Annotated in this window: 17 protein-coding genes and 1 tRNA gene; 11 read left to right on the forward strand and 7 right to left on the reverse strand. The window is 74.2% G+C overall.

Annotated elements, in window-relative coordinates; genetic code table 11:
* Nucleotides 1-77 precede the first annotated feature (77 nt).
* Nucleotides 78-563, forward strand: a complete 486-nt coding sequence (locus ACFSBI_RS06900; RefSeq protein WP_377933363.1) for a MarR family winged helix-turn-helix transcriptional regulator — start codon at nt 78-80, stop codon at nt 561-563.
* 54 nt (nt 564-617) lie between these two features.
* Here the strand turns inward: ACFSBI_RS06900 and ACFSBI_RS06905 are convergent, their stop codons facing one another.
* Both ACFSBI_RS06905 and ACFSBI_RS06910 read right to left on the reverse strand, forming a co-directional pair.
* Nucleotides 618-1,793: an alcohol dehydrogenase catalytic domain-containing protein gene (locus tag ACFSBI_RS06905; RefSeq protein ID WP_377933365.1), complete on the reverse strand. Its 1,176-nt coding sequence runs from the start codon at nt 1,791-1,793 to the stop codon at nt 618-620.
* A gap of 36 nt (nt 1,794-1,829) precedes the next feature.
* Nucleotides 1,830-2,852, reverse strand: coding sequence for a LacI family DNA-binding transcriptional regulator (locus ACFSBI_RS06910; protein ID WP_377933367.1), 1,023 nt, complete (start codon nt 2,850-2,852; stop codon nt 1,830-1,832).
* A gap of 132 nt (nt 2,853-2,984) precedes the next feature.
* Here ACFSBI_RS06910 and ACFSBI_RS06915 point away from each other — a divergent pair, with 132 nt between their 5' ends.
* Nucleotides 2,985-3,677 carry an SGNH/GDSL hydrolase family protein gene (locus ACFSBI_RS06915; RefSeq protein WP_377933369.1) on the forward strand — a complete coding sequence of 231 codons (693 nt, stop codon included), beginning with the start codon at nt 2,985-2,987 and terminating at the stop codon, nt 3,675-3,677.
* A 2-nt stretch (nt 3,678-3,679) separates the two neighbouring features.
* Here the strand turns inward: ACFSBI_RS06915 and ACFSBI_RS06920 are convergent, their stop codons facing one another.
* Nucleotides 3,680-4,642 carry an XdhC family protein gene (locus ACFSBI_RS06920; RefSeq protein ID WP_377933371.1) on the reverse strand — a complete coding sequence of 321 codons (963 nt, stop codon included), beginning with the start codon at nt 4,640-4,642 and terminating at the stop codon, nt 3,680-3,682.
* Nucleotides 4,643-5,179: 537 nt separating this feature from the next.
* Here ACFSBI_RS06920 and ACFSBI_RS06925 point away from each other — a divergent pair.
* The gene (locus ACFSBI_RS06925; RefSeq protein WP_377933373.1) at nt 5,180-5,818 is read left to right on the forward strand and encodes a DedA family protein; all 639 of its coding nucleotides are present in this window, start codon (nt 5,180-5,182) and stop codon (nt 5,816-5,818) included.
* On the opposite strand, the gene ACFSBI_RS06930 is transcribed toward ACFSBI_RS06925, so the two are convergent.
* Nucleotides 5,806-6,342, reverse strand: coding sequence for a DUF2127 domain-containing protein (locus ACFSBI_RS06930; RefSeq protein ID WP_377933375.1), 537 nt, complete (start codon nt 6,340-6,342; stop codon nt 5,806-5,808). The genes ACFSBI_RS06925 and ACFSBI_RS06930 overlap by 13 nt on opposite strands.
* A gap of 117 nt (nt 6,343-6,459) precedes the next feature.
* Between ACFSBI_RS06930 and ACFSBI_RS06935 the strand changes: the two genes are divergently transcribed.
* The 5 genes from ACFSBI_RS06935 (at nt 6,460) to ACFSBI_RS06955 (ending at nt 11,034) form a co-directional block, all read left to right on the forward strand.
* A complete protein-coding gene (locus ACFSBI_RS06935; RefSeq protein WP_377933376.1) occupies nt 6,460-7,176 on the forward strand; it encodes a VIT1/CCC1 transporter family protein in 717 nt (238 codons plus the stop codon).
* 101 nt (nt 7,177-7,277) lie between these two features.
* On the forward strand, nt 7,278-7,997 hold the full coding sequence (locus ACFSBI_RS06940; protein ID WP_377933378.1) for an ion transporter: 720 nt from the start codon (nt 7,278-7,280) through the stop codon (nt 7,995-7,997).
* Between the two features lie 78 nt (nt 7,998-8,075).
* Nucleotides 8,076-9,104: a helix-turn-helix transcriptional regulator gene (locus tag ACFSBI_RS06945; protein ID WP_377933380.1), complete on the forward strand. Its 1,029-nt coding sequence runs from the start codon at nt 8,076-8,078 to the stop codon at nt 9,102-9,104.
* Between the two features lie 70 nt (nt 9,105-9,174).
* Nucleotides 9,175-9,555 carry a YybH family protein gene (locus ACFSBI_RS06950; protein ID WP_377933382.1) on the forward strand — a complete coding sequence of 127 codons (381 nt, stop codon included), beginning with the start codon at nt 9,175-9,177 and terminating at the stop codon, nt 9,553-9,555.
* Nucleotides 9,556-9,648: 93 nt separating this feature from the next.
* Complete coding sequence (locus tag ACFSBI_RS06955) at nt 9,649-11,034, forward strand: FAD-binding oxidoreductase (protein WP_377933384.1); 1,386 nt, start codon at nt 9,649-9,651, stop codon at nt 11,032-11,034.
* A gap of 63 nt (nt 11,035-11,097) precedes the next feature.
* On the opposite strand, the gene ACFSBI_RS06960 is transcribed toward ACFSBI_RS06955, so the two are convergent.
* The 3 genes from ACFSBI_RS06960 to serS all read right to left on the reverse strand — a co-directional run bounded on the left by ACFSBI_RS06960 (nt 11,098) and on the right by serS (nt 13,387).
* Nucleotides 11,098-11,182: transfer RNA gene (locus ACFSBI_RS06960), tRNA-Ser, on the reverse strand.
* A 136-nt stretch (nt 11,183-11,318) separates the two neighbouring features.
* The gene (locus tag ACFSBI_RS06965) at nt 11,319-12,125 is read right to left on the reverse strand and encodes an HAD family hydrolase (RefSeq protein WP_377933386.1); all 807 of its coding nucleotides are present in this window, start codon (nt 12,123-12,125) and stop codon (nt 11,319-11,321) included.
* Nucleotides 12,122-13,387, reverse strand: coding sequence for a serine--tRNA ligase (serS, locus tag ACFSBI_RS06970; RefSeq protein ID WP_377933387.1), 1,266 nt, complete (start codon nt 13,385-13,387; stop codon nt 12,122-12,124). Before serS ends, ACFSBI_RS06965 begins: the two co-directional genes overlap by 4 nt.
* Before the next feature lie 125 nt (nt 13,388-13,512).
* Here serS and ACFSBI_RS06975 point away from each other — a divergent pair, with 125 nt between their 5' ends.
* The 3 genes from ACFSBI_RS06975 (at nt 13,513) to ACFSBI_RS06985 (ending at nt 16,779) form a co-directional block, all read left to right on the forward strand.
* Nucleotides 13,513-14,730, forward strand: coding sequence for a S53 family peptidase (locus ACFSBI_RS06975; RefSeq protein ID WP_377933389.1), 1,218 nt, complete (start codon nt 13,513-13,515; stop codon nt 14,728-14,730).
* Between the two features lie 98 nt (nt 14,731-14,828).
* Nucleotides 14,829-15,851 carry a diacylglycerol/lipid kinase family protein gene (locus tag ACFSBI_RS06980; protein ID WP_377933391.1) on the forward strand — a complete coding sequence of 341 codons (1,023 nt, stop codon included), beginning with the start codon at nt 14,829-14,831 and terminating at the stop codon, nt 15,849-15,851.
* A gap of 76 nt (nt 15,852-15,927) precedes the next feature.
* Nucleotides 15,928-16,779 carry an amidase domain-containing protein gene (locus ACFSBI_RS06985; RefSeq protein ID WP_377933393.1) on the forward strand — a complete coding sequence of 284 codons (852 nt, stop codon included), beginning with the start codon at nt 15,928-15,930 and terminating at the stop codon, nt 16,777-16,779.
* The last annotated feature ends 5 nt before the right edge of the window (nt 16,780-16,784 follow it).

Raw genomic sequence — 16,784 nt, forward strand, 5'->3', positions numbered from 1 at the left:
GCGGGACGGCCGTTCCAATCGAATGACCGAGATCAATGATTGAGCACCTGCAACAAAGGTGCCTGGACGGGGACTGCATGTCTGCTGGAGACGAAGAGGCCGCGATCCTGCTGCGCGGGGTGCGCGCGACCATGGGGGCGGTCGCGGGCTCGCTGGCCCGCGCCTTCGAGGAGCTGACCCCGCCGCAGCTGCGGGTGCTCGTGCTGCTGCGCTCGACGGGCGAGATGCAGGTGGGGCAGGTCGGCACGACCCTCGGCCTGTCGCCGTCGGGCGCGACCCGGTTCGTCGCGCGACTGGATCGCGACGGATGGCTGCACCGCAGGCGGGCGACCGACGACCGCCGGTCGGTCACGGTGGCGCTCACGCGCAAGGGCGAGCGGTTCGTGGACGGGCTGCTGGTGGAGCGGGGCCGCGAGATGCGCCGGGCGCTCGACCGCGTGCCGGAGGAGGACCGGGCGACGGTGCTCCAGGGCCTCCGGATCTTCGCCGACGCGGTGGACGAGCCGGCCGACTCGTCCACCCTCGAGTCGCTCGGGTTCGCTGCGGAGGACGAAGGGGCCTGATCCCGGCCGGGGCCGGCGCCCGGGCGCGTCGGTGTCGGCGCCCGGGGCGTCCCGTCAGGGGTGGAGGACCACCTTGATGCAGCCGTCCTCCTTGTTCCGGAAGGTGCGGTACAGGTCCGGCGCGTCCTCGAGCGGGGCCTCGTGGGTGACGAGGTCCATCGTGCCGAGCGGGTCGGCCGGGTCCTCCACGAGCGGCAGGATCTCGTCGCGCCAGCGCTGCACGTTGCACTGGCCCATGCGGAGCGTGACCTGCTTGTCGAACAGCGTCATGAACGGCGTCGGGTCGGCGACCCCCACGTACACCCCCGACAGCGACACGGTGCCGCCGCGCCGCACCGCGTCGAAGGCGGTGTGCATGCCGGTCAGGCGGTCGACGCCCGCCGTGGTCATCGCCCGCTTGGCGAGCGGGTCGGGCAGGAGGCCCGCGGCCTTCTGCGCCAGACCGACGGCCGCCTGGCCGTGCGCCTCCATGCCGACCGCGTCCACGATCGCGTCGGGGCCGCGTCCGTCCGTCATGTCGATCAGCCGCTCGGCGACGTCGTCGGTGGCGTCGAGGACCTCCACGCCGTACCGCTCGGCGAGCGCCCGCCGCTCGGGCACCGGCTCGACGGCGACGACGCGGTGCCCGAGGTGCTTGCCGATCCGCGCCGCGAACTGCCCGACCGGACCGAGCCCCATCACCCCGAGCACGCCGTCGTCGGCGAGGCGGGTGTACGCCACGCCCTGCCACGCGGTCGGCAGGATGTCGCTGAGGAAGAGGTAGCGCAGGTCGGGCAGGTCGGTGCCGATGCGGGTCGCGTTGAAGTCCGCGAGCGGCACGCGCATCCGCTCGGCCTGGCCGCCGGGCACGCGGCCGTACAGCTCCGTGTAGCCGTAGAGCGCGGCTCCGGTGCCGTGCTCCCGCTGCTGGGTGGTCTCGCACTGGGTGTGCAGCCCGCGGTCGCACATGTAGCAGTCGCCGCAGGCGATGACGAAGGGGATCACGACGCGGTCGCCCGGCCGCAGGTTCCGGACCTCGGCGCCGACCTCCTCGACGACGCCCATCGTCTCGTGCCCCAGCACGTCGTCCTGGTGCAGGAACGGCCCGAGGAAGCCGTAGAGGTGCAGGTCGGACCCGCAGATCGCGGTGGAGGTCACCCGGATGACGACATCGGTCGGCTGCTCGATCCGGGGATCGGGCACGTCCACGACCCGCACGTCCTCGTTGCCCTGCCACGTCAGTGCTCGCATCGCCTCATCCGATCCGATGCGGCTGGGTGCCGGCCGTCAGCGGGCCGGGCGTTCGCGCACGCTCGCGCGCCGCACCACCGTCGACGGCACGACGACCTGACGGGCCGGGCCGTCGTCGCCGTCGATGCGCGCCACCAGCCGCTCGAGCGCCGCGGCCGCGTAGTCGCGCCGGTCGAAGTGCACCGAGGTGAGCGGCGGCGAGGCGAACTGCGCGTCGGCGACGTCGTCGAACCCCGCCACGGAGACGTCCTCCGGCACCCGCACCCCCGCCGACCACAGCGCGGACAGCACCCCGATCGCGATCGAGTCCGTGCAGCAGAACAGGGCGTCCACCGCGACGCCCTCGTCGAGCAGGCGGCGGACCGCCTCGGCTCCCCCGCGGGGCGACCAGTCGGGGCAGTGCCGCTCGAGCGCGGGGTCGAGCGGCAGCCCCGCCTCGAGCAGCGCCTCCCGGTAGCCGTCGCGCCGCATCCGACCGGTGAAGGTCTCGAGGCCGCCCCCGGGGGCGCCGATCATCGCGATGCGGCGGTGGCCGGTGCCCACGAGCAGCCGGGTGATCTCCCGAGCGGCGTGGACGCTGTCGACCCACACCTGGTCGACGTCGTGCTGCGGCACCTCGCCGATCGCGACCAGCGGCACGCCGGGGCCGTCCTGGTCGATGAGCAGGACGTGCTCCTGGAGCGTGACGGGGTTGATCACGACGCCGTCGACCAGGTGGCGGCGGGCTGCGGTGACCAGCTCGCTCGTCCTCGAGGGATCGCCCCACGACTGCTCGATCTGCACCACCAGCCCGCGGGCGTGCGCGAGCTCCACGAACTCGTGCGTCAGCTCGGCCGAGAAGGGCGTCCGCAGCTCGGGCACGACCAGCGCGACGATGCCGGTCCTGCCGGACCGCAGCCCGCGCGCGGAGAGGTTCGGCACGTACCCGAGGTCCTCGATCGCGCGCTCGACCCGCTCCTTCGTCGGCGGCGCCACCCGGATGACGCCGTTCAGCACGTTCGACACGGTCTTCGGCGAGACCCCGGCGCGCTCCGCCACGTCCTTCACCGTGGGCCGCATGGCGCTCACGGTATCGGCAGCGGCCTGTCCCCCTGCTTCCCCGGGTCGCTGCGAATGGTTCGGACGTCCGTGCGCCACGATGCGGAGTGCACGACGCGCGCGACGGAGCGGGCACCGACCTGGAGGACGTCGATGATCCCGCTGCTGCGAGCCCCCGTGTCCCGCGCCGCCCTCAGGGCACTGAATCCGGCGGACCGCTCCGTGCCCGAGGGCGAGCCCCTGTCGGAGGCGAGCGGGCCCGATCCCGACCGGGTGCTGGTGGTCGGCAGCGGCCCGGTGACCGGGGCGGGAGCGCGGCGGCACGACGACGCCCTGCCGGGCACCATCGCGCGAGCCCTCGCGGACCGCACGGGCCACGGGGCGGTCGTGGAGGCGCGCGGGGCGCAGCGCCTGCGGCTGCACGACCTGCCGGCGCTGCTGCAGGGAGCACGGCTGCAGCGGTTCGACGCGATGGTGCTCGTGATCGGCCTCTTCGACGCGATGGACGGCGCCGGGCTCCGCGCGTGGAGCCGCGAGCTGCACCGGCAGCTCGACGCGATGCAGCGCGACGGCGCGCGCGGCGCCGTCGTGCTGCTGACGACCGTGCCGCCGGTCTCCTCGGTCGCTCGGCGCCGCACCCTCGCCGTCGCGCTCGCGGACCGCCGGGTGCGCCGCGTCAACCGCGTGCTCAGCCGGGCAGCGACCGACCGCCCCGCGACGGGCCGCGTCGCGCTGCCGGCCCCCGAGGCCGACGCGCCGATCGCGAGCGCGGCCTGGTACGAGCGGTGCGGCACCGCGGTGGCCGAGGCGCTGGCCCCGCTGCTGGCGGCGCAGCGGCAGCGCTGACCTCAGGCGGACGCCACGACGCGGAGCGGGCCGTCCAGCCGGCTCAACGGGGTCGCGGGCGCTCCCGAGCGGGTCGCGAGCACCTCCGCGACGACCGCCACGGCGACCTGCGCCGGCGTCGTCGCGCCGAGCGCGAGCCCGATCGGCGCATGCAGCCGGTCCAGCAGCGGAGCCGGGAGACCGAGCGCGACCAGGCGGTCGCGGCGCGGCGCCGTGGTCGCGCGGGAGCCCTGCGCCCCGACGTACCCGGCGTCCGACTCCAGCGCCGCCGCGAGAGCGAGCGCGTCGAGGTCCTCGTCGTGGCCGAGCAGGCATACGGCGTCCGCGGGCCCCGGGGCGAAGGCGCGCACCGCGTCGTGCGGCCTCGCGACCACCGCCTCGGTCCTCGTCGGGAACCGGCCCGGGTCCGCGAACGCCGACCGCACGTCCGAGACGGTGACCGCGTAGCCGGCGGCCGACGCGGCGGCCGCCACGGCGACGGCGGTCTCGGTCCCCCCGAGCAGCAGCATGCGGGGCGCCGCAGCGGCGCGGTCGACGAAGACCCCCGGACCCGGTTCCACGCCCTCGACGAGCCGGCCGAGGGCGACGCCCGCCGTCCGCACGGCGACCGCGACGGCCTCGCCGCGCAGGCGTCGCTCCAGCCGGCCGGCGAGCAGTGCGGCGTCGGCGCGCGTCAGCAGGTGGGTGAGGACGTCGACCTCGCCGCCGCAGGCCGCGACCGGGTCCCCGAAGCCGTAGCGCCGCACCGCCGGTGCGGCACCGCCGAGCGCGGCCCGGCAGCCCGCGAGGACGGCCGACTCGACGCAGCCGCCCGAGACCGAGCCGACCGGGGCCGCGCCGTCCGCGAGCGCCAGCGTGCTGCCGACGGGGTACGGCGAGCTGCCGGTCGCGTCGACCGCGGTCGCCAGCGCGACGGGAGCCGGGGCGCGCAGCAGGGGCAGCAGCCGGTCGGCGATCTCGAGCACCGACCCATGGTGCGCCCTGGCCGATTACGCGCGTGTTGCCGCGTCGGCGCGGGTCGCCGCCCCTCGCACTGGGGGCGCCCCACGAGGACAGAACGATCGTTCTGTCCTCGTGGGGCGCGCTACTGTCATGAGCACGGCGGCACCCACCGCCGAGGTCCTCACCCCGGACCGACCACACGGACCGCACGCCGGTCCTCCCGACGCGCGGCACCCCCGAGCCGCACGCGGGCGGACCCGAACCGGCAGGCGCCCGGCAGCCCCCGATGCCGGACGCGAGCGGGCCCGGACATGAAGAAGCGCCGCTGGCGACCGATCCCCCAACCGGTCGCCGCGGCGCTTCTCAACGAGGCGAGTCGGTGATCTCGGTCCCCCAACCGGTGACCGACTCGATGTGTACGACAGTACGCGCCGACCAGGGATTCCGCACCGGCTCGCACCGCCCCACTGCGGGTCACACCTGTTCGCGTCCCCGGGCGTCACCCGCTCGCGGCGCGACCTCTTGGCGCTTCCTCCGTCGCCGTGCCGGATGATCGCGGCATGGACGTGCAAGCGCTGCTGGAGGGGGTCGGCCCCTGGGCGCTCGCGGTGATCGCCCTCTTCGTCTTCATCGAGTCGGGGCTGCTGTTCCCGTTCCTCCCCGGCGACTCGCTGCTCGTCACCGCGGGGCTCGCGCACCAGCAGCTCGGGCTCAGCGTCGCCGTCATCGCGCTGGTGGGGTTCGTCGCGGCCGTCGCGGGCGACCAGGTGGGCTACCTGCTCGGCGACAGGTTCGGCGCCCGGCTGTTCAAGGACGACGCCCGCGTCCTGAAGACGTCGCGCCTGCGGGAGACCGAGGCCTTCTTCGAGAAGTACGGCGGCCGCGCGCTCGTGCTCGGGCGGTTCGTGCCGATCATCCGCACCTACGTGCCCCTCGCTGCCGGCAGCGCCCGCTACCCGTACCGGCGCTTCCTGCCCTGGAACGCGCTCGGCGCCTTCCTGTGGGCCGTCGGTGTCACGGTCGTCGGGTCGTTCCTCGGCGGGCTGCCCTTCATCGCGAACAACATCGACGTCCTGCTCGCCGCGGTCGTCGTCGTGTCCGTGCTGCCGATCGTCATCGACCAGCTGATCAAGCGGGCCCGCAGGCGCCGGGCCGCGGAGGCGCCGTCCGGCGAGGAGCAGGACGCTCAGGCCCGCTGAGGCGACCGGCCCCGGACGGAGTCCCAGGCCTCGCGGAAGGTGCGGCGCTTCCGGTACTCCCGCCACGCGAGCACGATGACCACCAGGTCGAGCAGCGTGATCAGCACGAGCCCGATCGAGAAGTGCATCGTCATCTCGACGAGCTGGAACACGACGAAGGCGATGAGCACCCCGATCGCCCAGGGCTGCACCCTGTGCGCGCCTGCGATCAGCGCGGCCACGACGGCGAGCTTCACGACGCCGTGGACGAGCAGGTAGACGGCGGCGAACAGGAGCCCGCCCGAGGTCGCGGCCGCGGCGCCGTGCAGGACGAGGTGCGCGACCAGGTCGTGCGGGTCCTCCTGCAGCTCCTCCGCCGTGAACGACTGCGCGAGCGCATCGAGCCGCTGCGGCCCGATGAAGAGCAGCGGGACGCCCGCGACCAGCTCGAAGAGGCCGTCGAGCCCCTTGAGGACGACCCCCACGAGGAACACGACGTCGAGGACGCGGTCGTGCCGTCCGGTCTCCGCCGACGTCGCCGTCATCGCACCCCTTCTCCGCACAGTCGCTCCGATCCTGAGGACGTCGCGCCAAGATCGCGCGAAGAATCGGGGCCGCACGACTCCAGCAGGATCCGAGGCCTCCTGTGGTCGACTCCCGCCATGACGGATGCGACCCATGAGGACGAGCCCCACGCCGGGGGCCTCGCCGGTCGGCTCAACTGGCTGCGGGCGGGCGTGCTGGGCGCGAACGACGGGATCGTGTCCGTCGCCGCGATCGTGGTCGGCGTCGCCGGTGCCACCACGGCGACGGGCCCCATCCTGACCGCGGGCGCCGCCGGGCTCGTCGGCGGCGCGATCTCCATGGCGCTCGGCGAGTACGTGTCGGTGAGCAGCCAGCGGGACAGCCAGACGGCGCTGATCGCCAAGGAGCGCGCCGAGCTGCGGGACATGCCCGAGCAGGAGCTCGACGAGCTGGCCGCGCTCTACCGCGCCAAGGGGCTGTCGTCGGACACGGCGATGCGGGTGGCGGAGGAGCTGACGGCGCACGACGCGCTGAGCGCGCACCTCGAGGCCGAGCTGGGCATCGACGAGGACGACGTCGCCAGCCCGTGGCAGGCCGCGGGCGCCTCGGCGCTCGCCTTCTTCATCGGGGCGGTGCTGCCGATGATCGCGATCCTGCTGCCGCCGCCGGCGCTCCGGGTCCCGATCACCTTCGCGGCCGTGCTGATCGCCCTCGCCGCGACGGGCGCGATCAGCGCGGCGATCGGCGGCAGCGAGAAGGGCCGCTCGACGCTGCGGGTCGTGATCGGCGGCGCCATCGCCCTCGCCGCCACCTTCGCGATCGGCTCGCTGCTCGGCACGACCGGCATCGCCTGAGCCGCTGCCGGGGAGGGCGCCGCGGCAGCGGTCGCCGAGCATCCGGTGCGACGATCGTCAGCACGAGCGCCGGCCGGTCGGCCGGTCCGTACGGTGGCGCCATGGACTCCGCCGACCGGGTCGCCGAGCCGGATCCCGGACCCGACGCCCCCGAGCACGAGCGACGGACGCGGGCCACGAGCAGGGCCGAGCGCCTCGCCGCTCGGCTCGACCGCCCGATGGGCGTGCTCGGCGTGCTCTTCGTCTTCATCGTGCTCGGGCAGGTCCTCGCGAAGGATCCGGCGCTCGTCACCGTGTTCGGCGTCCTCGGCTGGGTGTGCTGGGCGGTCTTCGTCGCGGAGTTCGTCCTCCGCGCGCACGTCGCCGGATGGAGCGGGCACTTCTGGCGGCGCAACTGGTGGCAGGTGCTGTTCCTCGCCCTGCCCTTCCTCCGCTTTTTCCGGGCACTCTCGGTGTTCCGCCTCGCCCGGGTGGCGCGGGTGGCCCGGCTCGGTGGTGTGGTCTCCGCGGGCGTGCGCGGGTCCCGGTCAGCAGGGCGCCTCCTCTCCGGCCGGATCTCGTGGCTCGCCGCCATCACGGCGGTCGTGATCCTCGCCGCCAGCCAGCTGCTCTACGTCAGCACCGGGATCGACTACGGCGACGCGCTCTACCAGGCCGCGATGGCGACCATCACCGGCAGCGGGCTCGAGGGCGACGGCCTGCTCGTCCGACTGCTCCGGATCGTGCTGGCCGTCTACTCCGTCGTCGTCTTCGCGACCCTGGCCGGATCCCTCGGCGCGTACTTCCTCACCCGACCGGACGGGCCTCGCGAGCAGGAGTAGCCGCGGCGGGTCGGGAGCGCCGAGAAGCGCCTCCGGTGACCCTTGCGGGGGATCCGAGCGGAGGAGGACCATGCGACGGTGGTCAGCACGAGGTCGCGACTCAGGCACCTCATCGAAGCACGGCTCGAGAGCGTCGACTCGCTCGACGCCGTCGCCTCGGCCGTCTTCGAGGTCGTCGGCGCCGAGATCCCCAACGTGCTGACCTGCCTCGCGACGATGGATCCGAGCAGCGGGCTCATCACCCGCGCACTCAAGTCGAAGCCGCTCGAGATCGGCGACCACGAGTTCACGGCGGCCGAGTACGGCGCTCCGGACGTGAACCGGTTCGACGATCTGGCGCGGCGGCCGGTCCCGGTCGGCGTGCTGTCGGTAGACACCGCAGGATCCCCGTCGTCATGTCTCCGTTTCCGGGAGTTCATGGCCCCGCGCTTCGGCTTCACCGACGAGCTCCGGCTGGCCTGTCTGACGGGCGGGACGATGTGGGGCGCCCTCGCGCTGTACCGGGGCGAGGGCGAGGCGTCCTTCACCCGGGAGGACGGAGCCCGCGCCGCCGAGATCCACGAGCTCGTCGCACGCGCGCTCATGCGGACGCTGGTCGCGCCCGAGCGCGTGCCGGACCCGCAGCGCCCACCGGCCGTCCTCGTCCTCGACGAGTCGGACCGGATCGAGAGCCGAAGCGGACCGACCGATGCGCTGATCGACGTCCTCGGCGGCTGGGACGCCGGCGATCTGCCGGCGTCGATGCTCGCCGTCGCCGCCGCGGCTCGGACGGCGGCCGGCACGGCGTCCTCGCGGATCCGCACCCTCGACGGCGAGTGGGTGACGGCTCGCGCGGTCGCGGTGACCACGCTGTCGGGGGTGCGTTCGGTCGTGCTGACCGTCGAGACGCCGCACCCGGCTGCGATCGGGCGCCTCCGTCTGGCAGCGCGCGGGCTGACGACGCGGGAGAAGGACATCGTGCAGCAGGTCCTGCTCGGGGCATCGACGAAGGAGATCGCGCTCGAGCTGCACCTGTCCGCCCACACCGTGCAGGACCACCTCAAGGCCGTCTTCGCGAAGCTCGGCATCAGCAGTCGCCGAGAGCTGATCGCGCAGTTCGTCGGCTGACCGGGCCGGCTCGGAAGTCCCCACATTCCTGGGATGGTCCGAGACCACCGCTGGACCGGACCATCGAGGCATGACGACGAACCGCCTCACCGGCCCCGATCAGATCCACGATCGCTTCCTGCGCGCGACGAACGAGAAGGACGTCGAGGGCCTCATGGCCCTCTACGACACCGCCGGCATCGCCGTGCAGCTCGACGGCTCCGAAGCCGTGGGCGAGCCCGCCATGCGGGCGATGCTCGACGGCCTCACCACCGCCATCCGCCGCATCGACGGCACCACCCGGAAGCTCTTCGTCTCCGGGGACATCGCCCTCAGCTCTGCGGACTGGACCGCGGAGATCGTCCTGCCCGACGGCTCGACGATCACTCAGGGGGGCACGACCGCCGAGGTCTCCCGCCGCCAGCCCGACGGCACCTGGCGGGTCGTGATCGACGACCCGCTGTTCGCCTGAGCCGCCTCCTCCGACCCGCTCCCGTCGTCCCGCCCGGCACCGTTGGCTGCCGGGTGGGACGCCCTCTCCGCAGATCGACCTGACAGGACCCCCATGACCGACACGACCACCTCCCCGGCTCTCGACGAGCTCGCCGCGCAGCTGACCGGCGACCTCCTCCTCCCCGGCACCGACGCCTACGCCGAGCTCGCCACCCCCTGGAACCTCGCGGTCCCGTCGCGGCCCATCGCCGTCGCCGCGGTCGCCGACGCGGAGGACGTCCAGCACGTCCTCCGCTGGGCGAGCCGGACCGGCACGCCGGTCGCCGTCCGAGCTACCGGGCACGGCGCCGTCGACGCGCTCGACGGCGTCGTCCTCGTGCACACCGGCCGGCTCGCCGAGATCGCGATCTCGCCCACCGGCACCGCCCGGATCGGCGCCGGCGTCACCGCGCAGGCGCTCTCCGCAGCAGCCGCGGCCCACGGCTTCGCACCCCTGCTCGGGTCCGCGCCGACCGTCGGCGTCGTCGGCCTCCTCACCGGCGGCGGCCTCGGCCCGCTCGCGCGCAGCCACGGCGTCTGCTCCGACCGGGTCACCGCCTTCGACCTGGTCACCGGGCTCGGGGACCTCCTGCATGTCACCGCCGAGACGCACCCCGATCTCTTCTGGGGCCTCCGCGGCGGCAAGGGCGCCCTCGGCGTCGTGACCGCCGTCGAGCTCGCCCTGCTGCCGGACGACGTGATCCTCGCGGGGAGCGTCTTCTTCGACGGCGCGGACGCGGCCGTCGTGCTGCACGCCTGGGCCGAGTGGTGCCCCGGACTCCCCGACGCGGCGACGACCTCTGTCGCGCTGCAGCGCCTGCCGGACCTGCCGTTCATCCCGGCGCCGATCGCGGGACGGCTCACCGTCGCCGTGCGGTTCGCCTGGACCGGCGACGAGCGCGCCGGTCGGGAGGCGCTCGCCCCGATGCTGCGGGTGGCCGCGCCCGTCCTCGGGGGTGTGCAGCCCATGCCGACGTCCGCAGTCGGCGCCATCCACGGGGACCCCGTGCAGCCGACCCCGGCCGCGGAGCGCTCCGCCATGCTGCGCGGGCTGCCGCGCGCCGCCGTCGACGCCCTGCTCGGTGCCGCTGGGCCGCAGACGGAGTGCACGCTGCTGCTCGCCGAGCTCCGGCAGCTCGGCGGGCGGGTTGCCCACGCCCCCGAGGCGGAGGATCTCTTCCCCGGGCGTGAGGTGGCCTTTGCCGCGAACGCGATCGGGATCTCGGCGGGACCCGCGGCCGCGGCGACCGAGCGGGACGCGGCGGCGGTCGTCGAGCGGCTGCGGCCCTGGTCGACGGGCGGACGCGTGCCCAACTTCGAGCCGACCGTAGACCCGGACGCGATCCTCGCGACCTACGGCCGGCCGTCGATCGAGCGGCTCCGCGCACTGGTCGAGCGGGTCGACCCGAGCTGCGTCCTCGCGGCGGCCGCACCGGTCCGGCGGATCGCGCTGGGCTGAGGACCCGCACGACGGGCGCGCGACGAACAGCATCGACCGCGCGCCCGTCGGCCGAGGACGCGGCGGAGGGCGTGGGATTCGAACCCACGAGGCATTGCTGCCTGCCGGTTTTCAAGACCGGATCCTTCGGCCGCTCGGACAGCCCTCCAGGGGGCCGAGGCTAGCGGGCGCGGGTGGTCTCGAGGCTCCTCCGTCGCACCTCGACCGACGGGTCCTGAAGCAGGTCGGGTGGTCTCGAGGCTCGCTCCGCTCGCACCTCGACCAGCGGCGCGGGGCTGCTGCTGCTACGGGAGGCGGTCGAGGAGGGTCGCGAGGCCGTCCTCGGTGACCGGGGGCAGCAGCTCGCCCGCGGCCCGGTGCACCTCGGGCGGCGCCTGGCCCATCGCCGCGCCGACGCCTTCCGCGCTCGCCCACTCGAGCAGGTCGATGTCGTTGCGGCCGTCGCCCGCCGCGACCACGCGGTCGCGCGGCACGTCGAGCGCCTTCCGCACGCGCTCCATCGCGGTCGCCTTGTTCACGCCGTCGGGCGCGATGTCGAGCCAGGCCGTCCAGCCGACCGCGTAGCTGACCCGGTGCAAGCCCATCCGCTCCACCGCGCCGAGGAACTCCTCCGTCGCCGAGGTCGGTGAGACGACCACCACGCGGGTCGCCCGCACGGTGAGCAGGTCGTCCCAGTCCACCTGCTCCCCCGCGGGTCCGACCGCGGAGGCCGGGAACCGCTCGGTGTAGCGGAAGAAGCCCTCCTCGTCCTCGACGGCGAAGAGCGCGTCGGAGAGGGCGGCGCGGATGGTCCCCAGCACCTCGGTCGGGTCGAACGTCTCCACGAACTCGCGGCGGTACCCGTCCTGCGCGGAAGCGTCGCGCTTCAGGGTGACGGCGCCGTTCGCGCACACGAGGTACTCGGGGTCGATGCCCGCCGCACGGGCGACCGGGATCGTGGAGGCCGCGCTGCGGCCCGTGGCCAGCATCACCTCGTGGCCGCGGGCCCGCGCCGCGAGGATCGCCCGGCGCACGGGCGGGTTCAGCTCGCCGTCCTCGGTGAGGACGGTGCCGTCGATGTCGAGCGCGACGAGCCGGCCGTCGGCCCTCACCGAACGGGCTCGAGCACGGCCCGGCCGCCGAGGTAGGGCTGCAGCACCTCGGGCACCGCGACGGAGCCGTCGGCCTGCTGGTGCGTCTCGAGGATCGCGACGAGCCAGCGGGTCGTGGCGAGCGTGCCGTTCAAGGTCGCGACCGGGGCGGTGCGCCCGCCCTCGGTGCGGTGGCGGATGCCGAGCCGCCGCGCCTGGAACGTGGTGCAGTTGCTGCTCGACGTCAGCTCGCGGTACCGCCCCTGGGTCGGGATCCACGCCTCGACGTCGAACTTGCGGGCGGCGGAGGTGCCGAGGTCACCCGCGGCCGTGTCGATGACCCGGTAGGCGAGGCCGAGGTCGACCATCATCGCCTCCTGCATCCCCAGCATCCGCTCGTGCTCCGCCTCCGCCTCCGCGGGATCGACGTAGCTGAACATCTCGAGCTTGTCGAACTGGTGCACGCGGATGATGCCGCGGGTGTCCTTGCCGTGGCTGCCCGCCTCGCGGCGGTAGCAGGTGGACCAGCCGGCGTAGCGGAGCGGCCCGTCGGCGAGGTCGAGGATCTCGTCGGAGTGGTACCCGGCGAGCGCCACCTCGCTGGTCCCCACCAGGTAGAGGTCGTCGGCCTCGAGCCGGTACACCTCGTCCGCGTGGTCGCCGAGGAAGCCGGTGCCGGCCATGATCTCGGGCTTCACGAGCGTCGGGGTGATCAGCGGGACCAGCCCCGCCTCGTCGGCGCGGTCGAGCGCGAGGTTCATCAGCGCGAGCTGGAGGCGGGCCCCTTGGCCCCGCAGATAGCTGAAGCGGGCGCCGGAGACCTTCGCGCCCCGCGCCATGTCGATGGCGCCGAGCAGCTCGCCGAGCGCCAGGTGGTCGCGGGGCTCGAAGTCGAAGTCGGGCCGCTCCCCCACCTCGCGGAGCACGACGTAGTCGTCCTCGCCACCCTCGGGCACCTGCGCGAGGACCACGTTCGGGATGGCGCGGACGAGGTCCTCGGCCTCCGCCTCCACGACCTGCGACCGCTCCGACGCCTGGCGGACCTCGGCCGCGAGCTCCTTCACCTGCGCGAGCAGCGCGGGCTTGTCCTCCTTGGACGCCGCGGCCACGCGCTTGCCGAACGCGTTCTGCTCGGCGCGCAGGCGCTCGAACTCGGCGATGGCGTCGCGGCGCCGGGCATCCGCCTCGGCCGCGCGGGCGACGAGGCCGACATCGGCGCGACGGGCGCGCTGCGAGGCCTCCACGACCTCGGGAGCCGCGCGGAGCAGCTGCGGGTCGATCACCACCCCAGCCTAGGCGGGACCGCGACAACGGCCCCGGCGCGCCTCCCGTCGCCGGATCACCCGAGGAGCACACTCCGGGCGATCCGCGCGAGCAATGGTGCGCGCGGCGACGGGACGGAGTCCGGATGAGGATGATCACGGCCGGGCGCGCGGTGGCGCTCGGAGCGCTCGCGCTGACGATCGCGGGGGCGACCGCGCTGCCCGCGCAGGCCGCGACGGGCACGCACCCGTCGAGCCACGTGCGGGTGTGCGGACCGCCCGCGAAGGGGATGGTCGCGTGCGACGCGATCAGGAACGATGCCGCACCCGTGCGTTCGAGCGCGACGTCGCTGCCGAACGGCTACGGGCCGACCCAGCTGCAGAGCGCGTACGGGCTCACCTCGACCGCCGGGGCCGGCCGGACGCTCGCGATCATCGACGCCTACGACGCCCCGACGGCGGCGAAGGACCTGGCCGTGTACCGGACGACCTACGGGCTCCCCGGCTGCGCGGGCACGCCGACCTCGGACGCGATCGGCACCTGCACCTTCAAAAAGGTGAACCAGACCGGCGGCACGAGGATGCCGAAGGCGAACGCGGGCTGGGCGCAGGAGACGTCGCTCGACCTCGACATGGCCAGCGCGATCTGCCCGAACTGCAGCATCCTGCTCGTCGAGGCGGACTCGGCGTCGCTCGCCGACCTCTCCACCGCGGTGACGACGGCGGTCCGCCTCGGCGCGACGGTGGTGTCGAACAGCTACGGCGGCTCGGAGCCTTCGGCGTCCGCCGCGTACGACTCGGCGTACTCGTCGACGAAGGCGGTCATCACTGCGAGCACGGGCGACGGCGGCTACGGGGTCTCCTACCCGGCCTCGGCACCCGGCGTCATCGCGGTGGGCGGCACGTCGCTGACGATGAGCGGGACCACCCGGGTCGGCGAGACGGCGTGGAGCGGTGCGGGCTCCGGATGCTCCACCGCGTTCGACCAGCCGAGCTGGCAGGGCGCCGCCGTCGGTACCGCGTGCGGATCGAAGCGCGCCGTGGCGGACGTGTCCGCCGTGGCCGACCCGAGCACCGGTGTCGCCGTCTACGACAGCACGCGCTACCAGGGGAGGGCGGGCTGGATGGTGTTCGGCGGCACGTCGGCCTCGTCGCCGATCATCGCCGGCACGTACGCGCTCGCCGGCGGCCCTCCGGCGGACGGCGCCGGCGCGCACCTCTACGCGAACACATCCTCGCTGCACGACGTCAGCGGCGGGTCGAACGGGTCGTGCTCGACGGTCGCGGCGCAGCTCTGCACCGCGGGCACGGGCTGGGACGGCCCGACCGGGCTCGGCACGCCGAACGGCCTCGGCGCGTTCTGACCCCCTCGAGAGGCGCCCCTGCCGACCGTCGGCCGGCAGGGGCGCCTCTCAGCATTCCTGCGGAGATCTCCCCGGTGGTCCTCAGTACGGTGGGGCGCATGCCCGCCTCGGACCAGGTCGCCGCGATCGTCTACAACCCGATCAAGGTCGAGGAGGACCGGCTGCGCCGGGCGGTCGCCGACAGCGAGCGGAAGGCCGGCTGGACCGAGAGCCGCTGGTACCCGACCACCGAGGAGGACCCGGGCGCCGGGATGGCGAAGCAGGCGGTCGAGGACGGCGCGACGGTCGTCGTGGCGGCGGGGGGCGACGGCACCATCCGCGCGGTCTCGGAGGGGCTCCGCGGGGCCGGCGTCCCCATCGCGCTCATCCCCTCCGGCACCGGCAACCTGCTCGCCCGCAACCTGCGCATGTCGCTCGACCGGCTCGAGGAGTCGGTCGACACCGCCTTCACCGGCGTCGACCGGCACATCGACCTCGGTGTCGCCGAGCTGGAGCGGGAGGGCGGCGACCGCGAGACGCACGCCTTCGTCGTGATGGCGGGCATCGGCCTCGACGCCGCGATGATCGCGAACACGGATCCGGGCCTGAAGAAGAAGGTCGGCTGGCTCGCCTACGTCGGGGGGATCGTCCGCAGCCTGAAGGGCGACAACCGCATCCGGCTGCGCTTCAAGCTGGACGACGAGCCCTCGCACTCCCTGCGCGTGAACACCGTGCTCATCGGCAACTGCGGGCTGCTGACGGGCAACATCCTGCTGCTGCCGGAGGCGGCGGTCGACGACGGCCTCTTCGACATCGTCGCGCTCCGCCCCGACGGCCCGATCGGCTGGATCCAGATCCTCTGGAAGGTGCTCTGGGAGAACGGCGTCCTGCGCCGCAGCGACCTCGGCCGCAAGATCCTGAGCCACACCAAGGAGGTGCGGACGCTCCGCTACCTCCGCGGGAAGCGGGTGGTGTTCCGCACCGACGGTCCGCGCGCGGTGCAGCTGGACGGCGATGCGATGGGCGACGTGGTCGCCGTGCGGGCGTCCGTCGAGGCGGGCGCACTGACCGTGCGCGTCCCCGAGGACAAGGCCGACCAGCTGCCCGCTTCCGACGCGGCGAAGGAGGCCCAGCCCGCCTGAGCGACGCGCCGCGGGACACGCCGGGCGCCCGGCGCGTCTCCGCCACCGGCGCGATCCGGTCCGTACGGTCCTCCGGATGCGCGCGACCCGTCGACACCTGCTCGCCTCGGCCGCCCTCGGCTCCGCTGCGATGGCGTTGAGCGCCTGCTCCGGGAGCCCGGTCTCGACCCGCGCCGTGGACGCGGTCGAGGCCGAGACCGTCGGGCTCCGGTACCGCGGCGCACGATCCGGCTCCGTCCGCGGCGGCGACCGCATCGTGCTGCACGGCACCGACCTCGGCGCGGCCCGCACGGCGCGGATCGGCGGCGTGGAGGTGCCGCTGGTGCGGCAGGGTGCGGCGAGCGTCGTCGCGACCTCCCCCGCCGCCGTCGACTTCCGATCCGGCGAGGTCGAGGTCGCCCTGCTCGACGCGGATCGGCACGAGGTCGCGTCGACCACCTGGACGTACCGCGCCGTGGACGGGGTCGACCGGCAGCTCGAGTACGTGCTGACCTACTGGAAGGACTACAACCCGGCCTACCAGCGCCTCGGCGACACCGACTGCGTCGACTTCACGAGCCAGTCGCTGCTCGAACGCGGCTGGGAGCAGCAGGGGACGTGGACCCACGCCGAGCAGGTGGTGTCCTCCGGTCCGGCCTGGATCAGCTCCACGGCCTTCCGCGACTTCATGACCCTGCACCCGGAGCTCGGGACCGCGCTCACGGACGACCAGCGCGACCGCGTGAAGCTGGGCGACGTGGTCCAGTTCGACTGGGACGGCTCCGGCGACCGCGATCACACCGGCGTCGTGACGCGCATCACCACCGAGGGCGGACGGACCCGCATCGGGTACGCCGGGCACACGAAGGACAGCGATTACCGCGACGTCGACGAGTCGATCACCATCGACCACCCCGGCGGGACCGCCTTCTACTGGTCGCTGGCCTGAGGACG

The organism is Amnibacterium endophyticum (assembly GCF_042680685.1).
Classification (GTDB): domain Bacteria; phylum Actinomycetota; class Actinomycetes; order Actinomycetales; family Microbacteriaceae; genus Amnibacterium; species Amnibacterium endophyticum.

Excerpts from the sequence above, each read along its gene's own strand:
- ACFSBI_RS06900 (WP_377933363.1), top strand. The coding sequence starts at position 78 with ATGTCTGCTGGAGACGAAGAGGCCGCGATCCTGCTGCGCGGGGTGCGC.
- ACFSBI_RS06905 (WP_377933365.1), bottom strand. The coding sequence starts at position 1,793 with ATGCGAGCACTGACGTGGCAGGGCAACGAGGACGTGCGGGTCGTGGAC.
- ACFSBI_RS06910 (WP_377933367.1), bottom strand. The coding sequence starts at position 2,852 with ATGCGGCCCACGGTGAAGGACGTGGCGGAGCGCGCCGGGGTCTCGCCG.
- ACFSBI_RS06915 (WP_377933369.1), top strand. The coding sequence starts at position 2,985 with ATGATCCCGCTGCTGCGAGCCCCCGTGTCCCGCGCCGCCCTCAGGGCA.
- ACFSBI_RS06925 (WP_377933373.1), top strand. The coding sequence starts at position 5,180 with ATGGACGTGCAAGCGCTGCTGGAGGGGGTCGGCCCCTGGGCGCTCGCG.
- ACFSBI_RS06930 (WP_377933375.1), bottom strand. The coding sequence starts at position 6,342 with ATGACGGCGACGTCGGCGGAGACCGGACGGCACGACCGCGTCCTCGAC.
- ACFSBI_RS06935 (WP_377933376.1), top strand. The coding sequence starts at position 6,460 with ATGACGGATGCGACCCATGAGGACGAGCCCCACGCCGGGGGCCTCGCC.
- ACFSBI_RS06940 (WP_377933378.1), top strand. The coding sequence starts at position 7,278 with ATGGACTCCGCCGACCGGGTCGCCGAGCCGGATCCCGGACCCGACGCC.
- ACFSBI_RS06950 (WP_377933382.1), top strand. The coding sequence starts at position 9,175 with ATGACGACGAACCGCCTCACCGGCCCCGATCAGATCCACGATCGCTTC.
- ACFSBI_RS06955 (WP_377933384.1), top strand. The coding sequence starts at position 9,649 with ATGACCGACACGACCACCTCCCCGGCTCTCGACGAGCTCGCCGCGCAG.
- ACFSBI_RS06975 (WP_377933389.1), top strand. The coding sequence starts at position 13,513 with ATGAGGATGATCACGGCCGGGCGCGCGGTGGCGCTCGGAGCGCTCGCG.
- ACFSBI_RS06980 (WP_377933391.1), top strand. The coding sequence starts at position 14,829 with ATGCCCGCCTCGGACCAGGTCGCCGCGATCGTCTACAACCCGATCAAG.
- ACFSBI_RS06985 (WP_377933393.1), top strand. The coding sequence starts at position 15,928 with ATGCGCGCGACCCGTCGACACCTGCTCGCCTCGGCCGCCCTCGGCTCC.